This window comes from Paenirhodobacter huangdaonensis, from assembly GCF_004022465.1.
GTDB classification, from domain to species: Bacteria; Pseudomonadota; Alphaproteobacteria; order Rhodobacterales; family Rhodobacteraceae; genus Rhodobacter; species Rhodobacter huangdaonensis.
In genome coordinates this window covers 205,802-220,033 of the sequence record NZ_SAVA01000002.1, presented here as the reverse complement: position 1 = coordinate 220,033, position 14,232 = coordinate 205,802, and the positions used below count along the sequence as shown (strand labels likewise).

General features: G+C 64.9%; 14 protein-coding genes. 2 read left to right on the top strand and 12 right to left on the bottom strand.

What is annotated here, in order from left to right:
* The first annotated feature begins 174 nt into the window (after positions 1 to 174).
* Positions 175 to 1,731, top strand: coding sequence for a DEAD/DEAH box helicase (locus EOW66_RS04180; RefSeq protein WP_128155066.1), 1,557 nt, complete (start codon positions 175 to 177; stop codon positions 1,729 to 1,731).
* 187 nt (positions 1,732 to 1,918) lie between these two features.
* The gene (locus tag EOW66_RS04175) at positions 1,919 to 2,398 is read left to right on the top strand and encodes a hypothetical protein (RefSeq protein WP_128155065.1); all 480 of its coding nucleotides are present in this window, start codon (positions 1,919 to 1,921) and stop codon (positions 2,396 to 2,398) included.
* Positions 2,399 to 2,579: 181 nt separating this feature from the next.
* On the opposite strand, the gene EOW66_RS04170 is transcribed toward EOW66_RS04175, so the two are convergent.
* The 12 genes from EOW66_RS04170 to EOW66_RS04115 form a co-directional block, all read right to left on the bottom strand.
* Positions 2,580 to 4,205 carry a ribonuclease J gene (locus EOW66_RS04170; protein WP_128155447.1) on the bottom strand — a complete coding sequence of 542 codons (1,626 nt, stop codon included), beginning with the start codon at positions 4,203 to 4,205 and terminating at the stop codon, positions 2,580 to 2,582.
* A 47-nt stretch (positions 4,206 to 4,252) separates the two neighbouring features.
* Entirely contained in the window at positions 4,253 to 5,029 is a 777-nt protein-coding gene (locus EOW66_RS04165) for a type III pantothenate kinase (RefSeq protein ID WP_128155063.1), read from the bottom strand.
* A gap of 11 nt (positions 5,030 to 5,040) precedes the next feature.
* Positions 5,041 to 5,802 carry a biotin--[acetyl-CoA-carboxylase] ligase gene (locus EOW66_RS04160; RefSeq protein ID WP_275402035.1) on the bottom strand — a complete coding sequence of 254 codons (762 nt, stop codon included), beginning with the start codon at positions 5,800 to 5,802 and terminating at the stop codon, positions 5,041 to 5,043.
* Entirely contained in the window at positions 5,792 to 7,231 is a 1,440-nt protein-coding gene (nuoN, locus tag EOW66_RS04155) for an NADH-quinone oxidoreductase subunit NuoN (RefSeq protein WP_128155060.1), read from the bottom strand. The genes EOW66_RS04160 and nuoN overlap by 11 nt, the downstream gene beginning before the upstream one ends.
* 13 nt (positions 7,232 to 7,244) lie before the next feature.
* Positions 7,245 to 8,780, bottom strand: coding sequence for an NADH-quinone oxidoreductase subunit M (locus EOW66_RS04150; RefSeq protein ID WP_128155059.1), 1,536 nt, complete (start codon positions 8,778 to 8,780; stop codon positions 7,245 to 7,247).
* Positions 8,780 to 10,894, bottom strand: a complete 2,115-nt coding sequence (gene nuoL, locus EOW66_RS04145; RefSeq protein WP_128155057.1) for an NADH-quinone oxidoreductase subunit L — start codon at positions 10,892 to 10,894, stop codon at positions 8,780 to 8,782. The genes EOW66_RS04150 and nuoL overlap by 1 nt, the downstream gene beginning before the upstream one ends.
* A gap of 6 nt (positions 10,895 to 10,900) precedes the next feature.
* On the bottom strand, positions 10,901 to 11,206 hold the full coding sequence (nuoK, locus tag EOW66_RS04140) for an NADH-quinone oxidoreductase subunit NuoK (RefSeq protein WP_113901016.1): 306 nt from the start codon (positions 11,204 to 11,206) through the stop codon (positions 10,901 to 10,903).
* Between the two features lie 63 nt (positions 11,207 to 11,269).
* Complete coding sequence (locus EOW66_RS04135) at positions 11,270 to 11,872, bottom strand: NADH-quinone oxidoreductase subunit J (protein WP_128155055.1); 603 nt, start codon at positions 11,870 to 11,872, stop codon at positions 11,270 to 11,272.
* Positions 11,869 to 12,279, bottom strand: coding sequence for a carboxymuconolactone decarboxylase family protein (locus EOW66_RS04130; RefSeq protein WP_113901018.1), 411 nt, complete (start codon positions 12,277 to 12,279; stop codon positions 11,869 to 11,871). Before EOW66_RS04130 ends, EOW66_RS04135 begins: the two co-directional genes overlap by 4 nt.
* The gene (nuoI, locus tag EOW66_RS04125) at positions 12,276 to 12,767 is read right to left on the bottom strand and encodes an NADH-quinone oxidoreductase subunit NuoI (RefSeq protein ID WP_121531349.1); all 492 of its coding nucleotides are present in this window, start codon (positions 12,765 to 12,767) and stop codon (positions 12,276 to 12,278) included. Before nuoI ends, EOW66_RS04130 begins: the two co-directional genes overlap by 4 nt.
* A gap of 3 nt (positions 12,768 to 12,770) precedes the next feature.
* The gene (nuoH, locus tag EOW66_RS04120; RefSeq protein WP_128155053.1) at positions 12,771 to 13,808 is read right to left on the bottom strand and encodes an NADH-quinone oxidoreductase subunit NuoH; all 1,038 of its coding nucleotides are present in this window, start codon (positions 13,806 to 13,808) and stop codon (positions 12,771 to 12,773) included.
* Between the two features lie 25 nt (positions 13,809 to 13,833).
* Positions 13,834 to 14,232: a hypothetical protein gene (locus EOW66_RS04115; protein WP_113901021.1), complete on the bottom strand. Its 399-nt coding sequence runs from the start codon at positions 14,230 to 14,232 to the stop codon at positions 13,834 to 13,836.

Genomic DNA, 14,232 nt, shown 5'->3' with positions numbered 1-14,232 from the left:
CGCCGCCCCCGCAGGCCCGTCCCGCAAGAAACGCATTTTTCGTGCAGTTTGTTGACGTTTCCCGCGCTTTGCAGTAGGGGAATTCCCAGCCGCACCCCGGCGGCTCTCGCCCGGGACGCCCGGAGATTTGCGTCCCCCCCCACCGCGTGAAGCGATCACGCCGCAAGGACGCAAATGACGAAGTTTTCTGAACTGAACCTTGATCCCAATGTGCTGAAGGCCGTCGCAGAGGCAGGCTATGAGGCGCCGACGCCGATTCAGGAGGGGGCGATCCCCCCTGCCCTCGAAGGCAAGGACGTGCTGGGCATCGCCCAGACCGGCACCGGCAAGACCGCCTCCTTCACCCTGCCGATGCTCACCCGGCTCGCCACCGGCCGTGCCCGGGCGCGGATGCCGCGCTCGCTGGTGCTGGCGCCGACGCGCGAACTTGCGGCACAGGTCGCCGAGAACTTCGACCTCTATGCGAAACACACCAAGCTGACCAAGGCGCTGCTGATCGGTGGCGTGTCCTTCGGCGAGCAGGACAAGCTCATCGACCGCGGCGTCGATGTGCTGATCGCGACGCCGGGCCGTCTGCTCGACCATTTCGAACGTGGCAAGCTCCTGCTCACCGGCGTGCAGATCATGGTGGTGGACGAGGCCGACCGGATGCTCGACATGGGCTTCATCCCGGATATCGAGCGGATCTTCCAGCTCACCCCCTTCACCCGCCAGACGCTGTTCTTCTCGGCCACCATGGCGCCCGAGATCGAGCGCATCACCAACACCTTCCTGCACGCCCCGGTGCGCGTCGAGGTGGCCCGTCAGGCGACGACCTCCGAGACGATCACCCAGAAGCTGGTCGAGATCGTGCCGCCGCGCAAGGACCAGACCGCCAAGGCGAAACGCGAACTGCTGCGCGCGCTGATCCAGGCCGAGGGCGAGGCCTGCACCAACGCGATCATCTTCTGCAACCGCAAGTCGGATGTCGACATCGTCGCGAAATCGCTGAAATCGCACGGTTTCGACGCCGCGCCGATCCATGGCGACCTCGAGCAAAGCCAGCGCACGAAGACGCTTGATGCGTTCCGCGACGGCAAGCTGCAACTGCTCATCGCCTCCGACGTCGCCGCGCGCGGGCTCGACATTCCGGCGGTCAGCCACGTCTTCAACTACGACCTGCCGAGCCACGCCGAGGATTACGTGCACCGCATCGGCCGCACCGGCCGTGCCGGCCGTCTCGGCACCGCCTATTCGATCGCCACGCCGTCGGACGACAAGTATCTCGCCGCGATCGAGCATCTGGTGAAGATCACCATTCCGCGCGTCGAGGTGCCCGAGGGCTTCACCCTCAGCGAGGCCACGCTGCGCGAACCGAAGAAATACGACGAGAAGGAGGGCGGCCGCTCTTCCTCCTCCTCCTCGCGCAGCGGCTCGCGCACCCGGTCGCGCACACGCTCGCGCGATCGTGACGAGAGCCTCGCCGCGCCCGTCGTCGAGCCGGTGCTGGCCGAGGCCGTCGTCGAGACCCCGGTGGTCGAAGCGCCGAAGCGCGAGGAACGCCGCGACGAGCGTCGGGAAGAGCGTCGTGACGACCGCCGCGAGCGGGACCGCTCGCGCCCGCGCGACCGCGACACCGGGCCCGTCGTCGTCGGCATGGGCGATCACGTCCCCGACTTCCTGCTGCGCCCCTTCCGCCCCTCGAAACCGGCGACGGTGACCGAGGAGGTCGAGGAAACCTCGGAAGGCTGATCCCTTCCGCAGTATCGGAAACGCAAAACCCCGGGCCATTGCCCGGGGTTTTTCATGAAGGGCTGCCCGTTTGTCCCGGGTGCCTTGGGGGCAGAGATGTCTGCCTGCTGAGGAAGGTCGGTTCGGTGGGCGTTGCCGCTGCTGCATTTTTCGCGATGATCGTGCAATCGGGTCAAGGAGCGCAAAAATGGTATATCTCGTGAGAGCGCTTCTTTGGGCTGCCCCCAGCCTGCTCGTGGCATCCCTTGCCCATGCCGTCCCCCTGCAAGGGCCCGGAGGTTTTGTGCTGGGAAGCTCGCTTAAAGCAGCGCAGCAGCATGCACTCGAGAATGGATGGAAGCTTTCCCCTCTTTCCGCCGACCTCCCAGGGGTGTGGAGCGTCGAGGGGGCGAGACTGTCCATGTTTGTCTGCGACGGCACGATCATGTCGATCCAAGAGCAACTGGACGGCGATCTGGAGGAGTTTTCCGCGCTCGTATTCTCGATGACGCTTGAGCTTGGCAAACCCGAGACTCAGATCCTGAGCGTGAAATCAGGGGGCAGCGTCATATCAAGCATAGACGCGCGCTTCGTTACAGATGACGGCGGGGTCGCGGTTCAGCTTCAAAGCATAGGCGGAAAACGAACCTTCTCAACAAATCACTGGATTAAATCTGAATGCCGCTGACTGCACGCGGACATGCCGCGCCCCTCCTATGGTGGCTACGAAGCTGCCACTCGGGCGGGGTGCCACGAGGGATGATCAAGCCCGGAGCGGGAGATACGCTCCGAACAATCGTCCTTCCGGTCGCCTCGAAGCGGCCGGAAGGACGGATCTCATCGTCCGAGACGGGGCGAATCCCCCCGCCTCACTCCGCCATCAGACGCGAGACGACCACCGTCACCTCGGGTTTCTTGCCGATCTCTTCCATCGTCACCTGACGCACGATGCGGCGCAGCGCCTCGTCCATCTTGTCGTCGCTCGCCACCACCTTGGCCGAGGCGCGCTCGAGGAATTCGGCCAGTTCGTCCTCCAGCCGCTCGACCAGATCGGCGCCGTTGCGGCCGGCTTCCGACAGGCCCATCAGCTCGACCCAGGCGTCGCCGAGCGGCGCGTCATCCTCGTCGACGATCACGGTGATCAGCACATGGCCGTTCAGCGCCATCCGGATGCGGTCGCGCACCACGCCATCCATCGCACCGATCAGCACCGAGCCATCCAGATAGATCCGGCCAGTGTCGATATATTCGACCACCTTCGGCGCCGGGCCGGTCAGGTCGATCATCGTGCCGTTCGTCGCCACTTCCGAGGCGATCCCCTTCGCCGTGCCGAGCTTCGCATGCTCGCGCAGGTGACGGTGTTCGCCGTGCATCGGGATCAGGATCTGCGGCCGCAGCAGGTCGTGCACCGCCTCGAGGTCGGGGCGGTTGGCATGGCCCGAGACGTGGTAGAGCCCGTCGTGATCGTCGATCACGTCGACCCCCATCTCGGAGAAGGCGTTGATGATGCGGATCACGCCGCGCTCGTTGCCCGGGATCACGCGCGACGAGAACAGGAAGCTGTCGCCCGCTTTCATCTCGAGCCCGAGATACTTGCCGCGGCTGAACTGCGCCGTCGCCGCGCGCCGCTCGCCCTGACTGCCGGTGACGATCAGCAGCAGGTTCTCGCGCGGAACCTCGACCGCATCCTCGGCCGAGATCGTGCCGGGCATGCCGATCAGCACGCCGGTCTCCTCGGCCGCGCTCACCATCCGCTTCATCGCCCGGCCAAGCAGACAGACCGAACGGCCCGCGGCCTTGCCGGCCTCCGCGAGCGTCTTCAGCCGCGCCACGTTCGAGGCGAAGGTGGTGGCGACGACCATCCCCTTCTGCTCCGCGATCATCTTGCGCAGCGGCTCGACCAGCGTCGCTTCCGAGCGGCCGGGCGACGGCGAGAAGACGTTGGTCGAGTCGCAGACCAGCACCTTCACCCCCTGCCCCTCATGCGCGATCTCGTGCCAGACCAGCGGATCGAAGGGTTCGCCGACAACCGGCGAACCGTCGAGCTTGAAGTCGCCGGTGTGCACGATCCGGCCGACGGGCGTGTCGATGATGAGTGCCGAGCTTTCCGGGATCGAATGGCTCAGCGGCACGAACTGCACCTTGAAGGGGCCGGCCTCGATCACCTGCGGGCGCGGTTCGACGACCTTCAGCACGTCGCTCGGCAGCCCCGCCTCTTCCATCTTCAGCGCGCCGATGCGGGCGGTGAACTTGCGCGCATACATCGTCTTCTTCAGCCGCGGCCACAGGTGCGGCAGCGCGCCGATGTGGTCCTCGTGCGCGTGGGTGATGAAGATCGCCTCGATCCGGGCAGCGTTCTGTTCAAGCCAGGCGCTGTCGGCCATGATCACATCCACCCCCGGGGTGCTGTCCATGTCCGGGAAGGTCACGCCGAGGTCGATGACGATCAGCCGCTCCTTCCCTGCGGGCCCGTAGCCGTAGACATAGGTGTTCATGCCGATTTCGCCGGCACCACCAATGGGAAGATAGATCAGACGGTCACTCACGCGCCAAGCCCCTTGTTGTAATCGTTGATGAGCCGCAGCCCGTGCATGGTAAGGTCATCTTCGACCTTGTCAAAGAGATCGAAGCCCTGATCGAAGAGCGAGGCGAGACCGCCGGTGGCGATCACCCGCATCGGGCGGTCGCGCTCGGCGCGGATCTGCCGCACGATGCCTTCGACAAGGCCGATGTAGCCCCAGTAGATGCCCGACTGGATGCAGGCAACCGTGTTCGTGCCGATCACCCGCTCCGGATGGGTGATATCGACATGCGGCAGCGCCGCGGCCGCCATATGCAACGCCTCGAGGCTGAGATTCACCCCGGGCGCGATCACCCCGCCGATATAGGCGCCGTCGTCATCGACCACGTCGAAGGTGGTCGCGGTGCCGAAATCGACGACGATCAGGTTGCCGCCGTGCCGGTCATAGCCCGCAACCGTATTCACCAGCCGGTCGGGCCCGACCGTGGTGCCGGCATCGACGCGCGGCGCCACCGGCAGCTCGCAGCCCGGCTTGCCGACGACGAGCGGGCGGCAGTCATAATAGCGGTTGCACAGCACGCGCAGGTTGAACACCACACGCGGCACGGTCGAGGAGATGATCGCCTCGGTCACCTTGCCGTCGATGTCATGCAGCTTCTTCAGCGTGTTGAGCCAGACGAAATACTCGTCGGCGGTGCGGCGGTGGTCGGTGGCGATGCGCCAGGTCGAGACGAAGTTCTCCCCGTCCCAGATCGAGAACACCGTGTTCGTGTTGCCGCAGTCGATGCAGAGAAGCATCTCTCCCCCCTTCAGAAGAAAATCTCGGCGGCGGAAATCGCCATCCGCCCGCCTGCCGTGCGCAGGATCATCGCGCCGGTCTCGTCGATCGTCTCGAAGATGCCCTCATGCGTCTCCGATCCGGTGCGCGCCACCAGCCGCTCGCCGAGCCGGGCGGCGCGGGCCAGCCAGGCGGCACGGATCGGCGCGAAGCCCTGGGTGGTGAATTGCCGCGCCAGCCGGTCGAAGGCCAGGGCGAGATGGGTCAGGAATTCCTCGGGCGCGATCACCAGACCGGTCTCGGCGCGCAGGCTCACCGGCGCCATCGCCCCCGCCTCGAGCGTGGTCGGATCGGGCGCCTCGGCGAGGTTCACGCCGATGCCGATCGCGAGCTGGCTGATCCGGCCGCCCTGCCCCAGGCTTTCGAGCAGGATCCCCGCGATCTTGCCGCCGTTCAGGAGCACGTCGTTCGGCCATTTGATCGACAGCCGCGCATGTGGCCCCGCGACACGGGCAAGCGCCTCTTCGAGCGCGAGCGCCGCGACGAAGGAATAAAGCGCCGCCTGCTGCGGGCTCACCTGCGGATGAAAGACATAGGTGGCGGCGAAATTGCCGGCGGGCATCCGCCAGGGCCGGCCGCGGCGGCCGCGGCCGCCGCTCTGCTCGAGGCCCAGAATCCACGCAGGCCCCGCAAGGTGCGGGGCCAGCCGGGCCGCTTCGGACATGGTGCTGTCCACCCGGCCGAGGACGTGGCGCGCCACGCCCTCAGGCCAATCGGTGCGATCAGTGGACAAGTGCCGCTGCCGCCGCCTGCGCGGCGCCCTCGAGACCGAAGAGGTTCATCGCGCCCGCCACCATGACGAAGGCCGAAGCCATCAGCAGCACCCATTGCACCGCCGGCATCCGGCTGTCGAGCGCCTCGGTCTCGGTGCCGAAGTACATGTAGTAGACGATGCGCAGGTAGTAGAAGGCCGCAATCACCGAGGCGACGACGCCGAGCACCGCAACCCAGGTGTAGCCCGCGAACAGCGCCGCCTTGATCACCGCGAACTTGGCGAAGAAGCCAAGCATCGGCGGCACACCGGCCAGCGAGAAGAACAGCACCAGAAGCGCCAGCGCCTTCAGCGGTTCGGCCTTCGACAGCATGTTGAGCGCCGAGATGTCGGTCACCGGCTGGCCGTCGCGCTCCATCGCCAGGATGAAGGCGAAGACGCCGACGTTCATCGCGATGTAGATCGACATGTAGATCAGCGTCGCTTCCACGCCCGCCTCGGTCCCGGCCAGCACGCCCATCAGCGCAAAGCCCATGTGGGTGATCGAGGAATAGGCCATCAGGCGCTTGATGTTCTTCTGCCCGATCCCGGCGATCGCGCCGAGGAACATCGAGGCGACGGCGAGGAGCGCAATCACCTGGCCCCAGTCGTTCGGCACATGGCCGAAGGCGTCGTAGACGAGGCGCGCGATCAGCGCCATCGCGGCCATTTTCGGCGCGGTGGCGAAGAAGGCGGTGACCGGCGTCGGCGAGCCCTCATAGACGTCGGGGGTCCACATGTGGAACGGCACCGCCGAGACCTTGAAGGCGAGACCGGCGATCATGAACACCATGCCGAAGAGCACGCCGAGCGGCAGGTGGCCGGCCTCTACCACCGAGATGATCCCGGCGAAATTCGTGGTGCCGGCAAAGCCGTAGGTCAGCGAGGCGCCATAGAGCAGCAGCCCCGAGCTGAGCGAGCCCAGCACGAAGTATTTCAGACCGGCTTCCGACGAGCGCTCGGAGTCGCGGCGCAGCGCGGCGACGACATAGAGCGACAGCGACATCAGCTCGAGCCCGAGATAGAGCGACATCAGATCGCCCGCCGAGACCATCATCATCATGCCGATGGTGGCAAGGACGACGAGGATCGGGAACTCGAAGCGCAGCAGGCCGCGGCGCACGAGGTAATCGGCGCTCATCGCGAGGATGGCCGCGGCCGAGAACAGGATCGCGACCTTCGAGAAGCGCGCGAAGGGATCGTCGAGGAAGAGCCCGCCGAAGGCGTCACGCGCCCCCGAACCGCCGACCCCGATCCAGAAGCCGATCACCAGCAGCACCGCCACCGTCGCCCAAAGGATCGCCGGGCCAACCTTGTCCTTGCCGGTCCAGACGCCGGCGAGCAGCGCCGCCATCGCGTAGACGGCCAGCAGGAACTCCGGCAGGACCGTGGAGAAATCCGCAGAAGTCATCGTTTTTTCTCCCTCAGTGACCGGCAAGCGCCGCAAGATCGGCGGGCAGGCTGGCGTGATAGTTCTGGATCAGCTGGGCCACCGAGGGCCCGATGATGTCGAGGATCAGGTTCGGGCAGAAGCCGAGGATCAGCGTCGCCGCGATGAGCGGCGCGAAGATCGCCTTCTCGCGGGTGCTCATGTCCTGGATCGTCTTCAGGCTTTCCTTGATGAGTTCGCCGAAGATGACCCGGCGATAGAGCCACAGCGCGTAGGAGGCCGACAGGATCACGCCCGTCGCCGCCACCAGCGCCACCCAGGTGTTGACCTGGAAAGTGCCCATCATGGTGAGGAATTCACCGATGAAGCCCGAGGTGCCCGGCAGGCCGATGTTCGCCATGGTGAAGAACATGAAGACCAGCGCATAGCGCGGCATCCGCACCGCAAGGCCGCCGTAGGCGTCGATCTCGCGGGTGTGCATCCGGTCGTAGATCACCCCGACCGCAAGGAACAGCGCGCCCGAGACAAAGCCGTGGCTCAGCATCTGGAAGATCGCGCCGTCGACGCCCTGCTGGTTCGCCGCGAAGATGCCCATGGTGACATAGCCCATGTGCGCCACCGACGAATAGGCGATCAGCTTCTTCATGTCGGATTGCGCCAGCGCGACGAGCGAGGTGTAGACGATGGCGATCGCCGACATCCAGAACACGATCGGGGTCATCACCTCGGAGCCCACCGGGAACATCGGCAGCGAGAAGCGCAGGAAGCCGTAACCGCCCATCTTCAGCATCACCGCCGCCAGGATCACCGAGCCCGCCGTCGGCGCCTGAACGTGGGCGTCGGGCAGCCAGGTGTGCACCGGCCACATCGGCATCTTCACCGCGAAGGAGGCGAAGAAGGCGAGGAACAGCAGCGTCTGCATGCCGCCGACGATATGGAAGCCCAGCACCGAGAAGCTGTCGGTCGGGAACTTGTGGGTCAGCAGCGTGACGATGTCGGTGGTGCCCGCATCCATGTACATCGCGACCATCGCCACCAGCATCAGCACCGAGCCGAGGAAGGTGTAGAGGAAGAACTTGAAGGTCGCGTAGATCCGGTTCGGCCCGCCCCAGATGCCGATGATCAGGAACATCGGGATCAGCGAGGCTTCGAAGAACAGGTAGAACAGCACCAGATCCAGCGCGGTGAACACGCCGATCATCAGCCCCTCGAGCACGAGGAAGGCGATCATGTATTCCTTGACCCGCTTCTCGACATGCCAGGCCGAGGCGATGGTCAGCGGCATCATGAAGGTGGTGAGCAGCACGAACAGGATCGAGATCCCGTCGACGCCCATCTTGTACTTCAGGCCCATGATCCAGTCGCGGTCCTCGACGAACTGGAAGCCGGGGTTCGAGGCATCAAAGCCACCAAGCAGGAACAGCGAGATCAGGAACGTTGCCGAGGTGATCAGCAGCGCCGCCCATTTCGCATTGCGGTCCGCCGCGGGCGTTCCGCCCTTCAGCACCAGCGCCAGGATCGCCGCCGATACCAGGGGAGTGAACGTGATGATGGAAAGAAGGTTTTCCATTAGTGAGACCCCCCGGTCAGGACGACCCAGAACATGAGCACCACGATGCCGATGACCATGGCGAAGGTGTAGTGGAAGAGATAGCCGGACTGCACGCGGCCGGCGAGGCGGGTGAGCGCCGGCACGATACCGAGCGCGACCCCGTTGATCGCCCCGTCGATGGTGGCGCCGTCGCCCTTCTTCCAGAAGAAGGCGCCGAGCCATTTGGCGGGACGGATGAAGATGAAGTTATAGAGCTCGTCGAAGTACCACTTGTTCAGCAGGAAGCGGTAGAGCCCCGGCTGCGCCTTGGCGAGTTTCGCCGGCAGCGCCGGATTGACGATGTAGAACAGCCACGACAGCGTCAGACCGATCAGCATCGCGATGAAGGGCGAGACCTTGGCCCAGACCGGCGCCGCATGGGCGTCTTCCATCACCTTGGTGCTGTCCTCGCTCATGTAGATCGCGCCCTGCGGAGCGTGGCCCTCGGCCATCGCATGGCCCTCGGTCGCGGCGACGGCATCGCCTTCGGCCGCCGGCGCCGCGGTGGTCACGGCTTCCGCGGTCACAGCGGGTTCTGCAGCGGCTTCGGCCATCTGCGCCTCGTGCTGCGGCATGCCGAAGAAGGCAAGCATCTTGTCATGGTTGCCGAAGAAGCTGTTGTACCAGACCATGCCGGCGAAGATCGCGCCGATGGCCAGCACGCCAAGCGGCACCAGCATCACCATCGGGCTTTCATGCGCGTGCTCGTGGGTGTGGTGATCGCCCTTCTCCTTGCCGAAGAAGGTCATGAAGATCAGCCGCCACGAGTAGAACGAGGTGAAGCCCGCGGCGATCACCAGCATCCAGAAGGCATAGCCCGAACCCGAGCCGAAGGCGCTTTCGATGATCGCGTCCTTCGACAGGAAGCCCGCGAAGCCGATCGAGGTCAGCGGCACGCCGACGCCGGTGATGGCGAGGGTGCCGATCACCATGATCCAGTAGGTGAAGGGGATCTTCTTGCGCAGCGCCCCGTAGTTGCGCATGTCCTGCTCGTGGTGCATCGCGTGGATCACCGAGCCCGCGCCGAGGAACAGCATCGCCTTGAAGAAGGCGTGGGTCAGCAGGTGGAACATCGCCGCCGAATAGATGCCGACGCCGGCGGCCACGAACATGTAGCCAAGCTGCGAACAGGTCGAATAGGCGATGACGCGCTTGATGTCGTTCTGCACGAGGCCCACGGTCGCCGCGAAGAAGGCGGTGGTGGCCCCGATGTAGACGATGAACATCTTCGCCTGCGGCGCGAATTCATAAAGCGGCGACATCCGCGACACCAGGAACACGCCCGCGGTCACCATCGTCGCGGCGTGGATCAGCGCCGAGACCGGCGTCGGGCCTTCCATCGCGTCCGGCAGCCAGGTGTGCAGGAACAGCTGCGCCGATTTGCCCATGGCCCCGATGAACAGCAGCACCCCGATCAGGTTCGCCGCGTTCCAGTCGCGCCACAGGAAGTGGAGGTTCTCCTGGGCGAGCGTCGGCGCGGCCGCGAAGACCTCGTCGAATTTCAGCGTGCCGGTCAGGTAGAAGATCGCGAACATGCCGAGCAGGAAGCCGAAGTCGCCGACGCGGTTGACCACGAAGGCCTTGATCGCCGCGGCGCCGGCCGAGGGCCGCTTGTGGTAGAAGCCGATCAGCAGATAGGACGCGAGCCCCACGCCTTCCCAGCCGAAGAACATCTGCACCAGGCTGTCGGCCGTCACCAGCGCCAGCATGGTGAAGGTGAACAGCGACAGATAGGCGAAGAAGCGCGCCTTATAGGCCTCGTCAGGGCCCCAGGCCGGGTCATGCGCCATGTAGCCCCAGCTGTAGAGGTGCACCAGCGCCGAGACCGTGGTGACGACGATCAGCATGATCGCGGTCAGCCGGTCGAGCCGGATCCCCCAGCTGACGTCGAGCGCGCCCGAGCGGATGAAGTCGAACAGGTGGATGTGGCGGGTGATGCCGTCGAAGCCGAGGAAGGTGACCCAGCTCAGCGCGCAGGCGAGGAACAGAAGGCCGGTGGTCAGTGCCATCGCCCCCTTCTCGCCGATCAGCCGCCAGCCGAAGCCGCCGACGACCGCCCCCAGAAGGGGTGCCAGAAGAATGATCGTTTCCATGAGCACTTACCCCTTCATCACGTTGACGTCTTCCACGGCGATCGAGCCGCGGTTGCGGAAGAAGACCACGAGGATCGCGAGGCCGATCGCCGCCTCGGCGGCGGCCACGGTCAGCACGAACATCGTGAAGACCTGCCCCACCAGATCGCCCGAGAAGGACGAGAAGGCGACGAGGTTGATGTTCACCGCAAGCAGCATCAGTTCGATCGACATCAGGATGACGATGACGTTCTTGCGGTTCACGAAGATCCCGAAGATCCCGGTGACGAACAGCACCGCCGCCACGCCCAGATAATGTTCAAGTCCGATCATCGCTGTCCCTCCGGAGCGCGTGCCCCGTTTTCCCTTGCCCGTTTCGTTCTGCGCAAAAGCTCATCACAGCCCCTGCCCCGGTTTCACATCCACCAGCTCGAGCGACTTCGCCGGATCGCGATGCATCTGCGCGATCACGCTCTGCCGCTTGATGTCGGTGCGGTGGCGCAGCGTCAGCAGGATCGCCCCGATCATCGCAACCAGCAGGATCAGACCCGACGCCTGGAAGAGGTAGATGTACTTGTCATAGATCAGCAGCCCGAGCGCCTCGGTGTTCTGCACGCCCTCGGGGGTGGGCGCCGCATGCAGCGCCTGCGCGCCGTCGGCTGCCTGCCAGGCGCCGAAGCCCATGCCGAGCATCAGCAGCATGATCACGCCCATCAGCAGACCAAGCGGCATGTAGCGCACCAGCTCGCCCTTCAGCGCGGCGAAGTCGACGTCGAGCATCATCACCACGAACAGGAAGAGCACCGCGACCGCGCCGACATAGACGATGATCAGCAGCATCGCGACGAATTCCGCGCCCAGAAGCACGAACAGCCCCGAGGCCGAGAGGAAGGTCAGGATCAGCCAGAGCACCGAATGCACGGGGTTCTTGGACAGGACCACCATCAGGCCCGCGACCACCGCGACCACAGCGAAGAGGTAGAATGCAAACACCGTCATGTGTTTTCCCCCGATTTTTCGTCAAACACCGAGCGCGCGATCTCCAGCGCCCGGGTCATGGCGGGAACGCCGCCGAACATGCTCATCTGGAAGATCACCTCGGCGATCTCCCGCTGCGATGCGCCCGCCTCCATCGCGTGACGGATGGCCAGACGCAGCTGTGCATCCGCCTGCGCGCCCAGCACGGTGAGCGCCGCGATCGTCACCAGCAGGCGCGTGCGCGCATCCAGCCCCTCGCGGTTGAAGGTCTTGCCGAACCACATCTCCATCATGTCCTTCGACATGGTGGGGATGAGCTTTTCGAAGGCGACGGGGTTGAAACTTTCCAGAGCAGGGTTGAACAGGCGGGCCATCTCCGCCCCCTGCTCCATCATCGCGCTGAAGAGTTTCGAGAATTCCTCGGTCATCTGTAGGGCGCATCCAGCTCGAGGTTGCGGGCGATCTCGGATTCCCAGCGGGCACCGTTATCGAGAAGCTTGGCCTTGTCGTAGAACAGCTCCTCGCGGGTCTCGGTGGCGAATTCGAAGTTCGGCCCCTCGACGATCGCATCGACCGGGCAGGCTTCCTGACAGAAGCCGCAGTAGATGCATTTCGTCATGTCGATGTCGTAGCGCGTGGTGCGGCGCGAGCCGTCCTCGCGCGGTTCGGCATCGATGGTGATCGCCTGAGCGGGGCAGATCGCCTCGCACAGCTTGCAGGCGATGCAGCGCTCTTCCCCGTTCGGATAGCGGCGCAGCGCGTGCTCGCCGCGGAAGCGCGGGCTGATCGGCCCCTTCTCGTGCGGGTAGTTGATCGTGGGCTTGGGCGCCACGAAGTACTTCATGCCCAGGCCGAAACCCTTGAAGAAGTCGAACAGCAGGAAATATTTGGCCGCGCGTGCGTAATCGAAAGCCATGGATCAGCCCCCCATCGTCCAGCGGGCCCAGAAGGCGCCGAGGACCTCATATTTCGCCAGGAATGCCACGATCACCACCCAGGCGAGCGACATCGGCAGGAACACCTTCCAGCCGATCCGCATCAGCTGGTCGTAGCGGTAGCGCGGCACGATCGCCTTCACCATCGCGAAGATGAAGAAGCACAGCAGCATCTTGCCCACCAGCCACAGCACGCCGTCGGGCAGGCCGGGGATCGGGCTGAGCCAGCCGCCGAGGAACAGCAGCGAGACGAGCGCGCACATCAGCACCACCGCCATCAGCTCGCCGATCATGAACAGCAGGAACGGCGTCGAGCTGTATTCGACCTGATAGCCGGCGACGAGTTCCGATTCAGCTTCCGGAAGGTCGAAGGGCGGACGGTTGGTCTCGGCCAGCGCCGAGATGAAGAACAGCGCCACCATCGGCAGGTGCGGCAGCCAGTACCAGCCGAAGATGCCGTAGCTGGTCTTCTGCGCCTCGACGATCGCGCCGAAGTTCATCGAACCGGTCGAGATGATCACGCCGATGATGATCAGGCCGAGCGAGACCTCGTAGGAGATCATCTGCGCGGCCGAGCGCAGCGAGCCGAGGAACGGGTATTTCGAGTTCGACGCCCAGCCCCCCATGATCACGCCGTACACCTCGAGCGAGGAGACCGCGAAGATGTAGAGGATCGCGACGTTGATGTCCGAGATCACCCAGCCGGAGTTGAACGGGATCACCGCCCAGGCAATCACCGGCAGGATGAAGCTCAGCATCGGAGCGATGAAGTAGACCGCCTTGTCGGCGCCCGCCGGCACGACGATTTCCTTCACGATATACTTCAGGAAGTCGGCGAAGCTCTGCAGCAGGCCGAAGGGGCCCACCACGTTCGGACCGCGACGGATCTGCACCGCCGCCCAGACCTTGCGGTCGGCATACATCAGAAAGGCCAGCGCCACGAGGATGCAGACCGTGACCAGAAGGCACTGCCCGAGGATGAGCAGGAAAGTGCCAAAAGGTGTTGCAAGAAACTCAGCCATTTTGTCCCTCAGACCGCCTTGTCTTTCAAACCGTCGGTATACCTTGATCCGCGCAGTCGCCGACCGTCACCTGAGCGTCGATCGTCTTCAGTCCGCGGGGCAGAGCGGCGGAGATCAGATAGACCGCATCCGCCTGCCAAGTTCCGTTTTCATGGTCGATCTTCGTGCGGATGTGCCGCGCGAAGCCGTAGCCGCGGATCAGCGCATATTGCGCCGCCGCACAGGTGGCATAGCTCACCACCGCCCTGTCGTCCCCCGCCCCGCGCAGCGCGACGCGAAAATCGACCAGATCGCCCTCGAGGAGACGGGTCTCGACCCCCTCATAGACGATCTTCGAGGGCGCAGCCCCTTCCGCCGGCGCACAGGCCGCCAGCCCGGCCAGAAGGCCGGGGGCGATGCGCGCGAGGGGGAAAAGCTGCGCCAT

Coding starts and splice junctions, on each gene's coding strand:
- EOW66_RS04180 (WP_128155066.1), top strand. CDS start 175: ATGACGAAGTTTTCTGAACTGAACCTTGATCCCAATGTGCTGAAGGCC.
- EOW66_RS04175 (WP_128155065.1), top strand. CDS start 1,919: ATGGTATATCTCGTGAGAGCGCTTCTTTGGGCTGCCCCCAGCCTGCTC.
- EOW66_RS04170 (WP_128155447.1), bottom strand. CDS start 4,205: ATGAACACCTATGTCTACGGCTACGGGCCCGCAGGGAAGGAGCGGCTG.
- EOW66_RS04165 (WP_128155063.1), bottom strand. CDS start 5,029: ATGCTTCTCTGCATCGACTGCGGCAACACGAACACGGTGTTCTCGATC.
- nuoN (WP_128155060.1), bottom strand. CDS start 7,231: ATGACTTCTGCGGATTTCTCCACGGTCCTGCCGGAGTTCCTGCTGGCC.
- EOW66_RS04150 (WP_128155059.1), bottom strand. CDS start 8,780: ATGGAAAACCTTCTTTCCATCATCACGTTCACTCCCCTGGTATCGGCG.
- nuoL (WP_128155057.1), bottom strand. CDS start 10,894: ATGGAAACGATCATTCTTCTGGCACCCCTTCTGGGGGCGGTCGTCGGC.
- nuoK (WP_113901016.1), bottom strand. CDS start 11,206: ATGATCGGACTTGAACATTATCTGGGCGTGGCGGCGGTGCTGTTCGTC.
- EOW66_RS04135 (WP_128155055.1), bottom strand. CDS start 11,872: ATGACGGTGTTTGCATTCTACCTCTTCGCTGTGGTCGCGGTGGTCGCG.
- EOW66_RS04130 (WP_113901018.1), bottom strand. CDS start 12,279: ATGACCGAGGAATTCTCGAAACTCTTCAGCGCGATGATGGAGCAGGGG.
- nuoI (WP_121531349.1), bottom strand. CDS start 12,767: ATGGCTTTCGATTACGCACGCGCGGCCAAATATTTCCTGCTGTTCGAC.
- nuoH (WP_128155053.1), bottom strand. CDS start 13,808: ATGGCTGAGTTTCTTGCAACACCTTTTGGCACTTTCCTGCTCATCCTC.
- EOW66_RS04115 (WP_113901021.1), bottom strand. CDS start 14,232: ATGGCGCAGCTTTTCCCCCTCGCGCGCATCGCCCCCGGCCTTCTGGCC.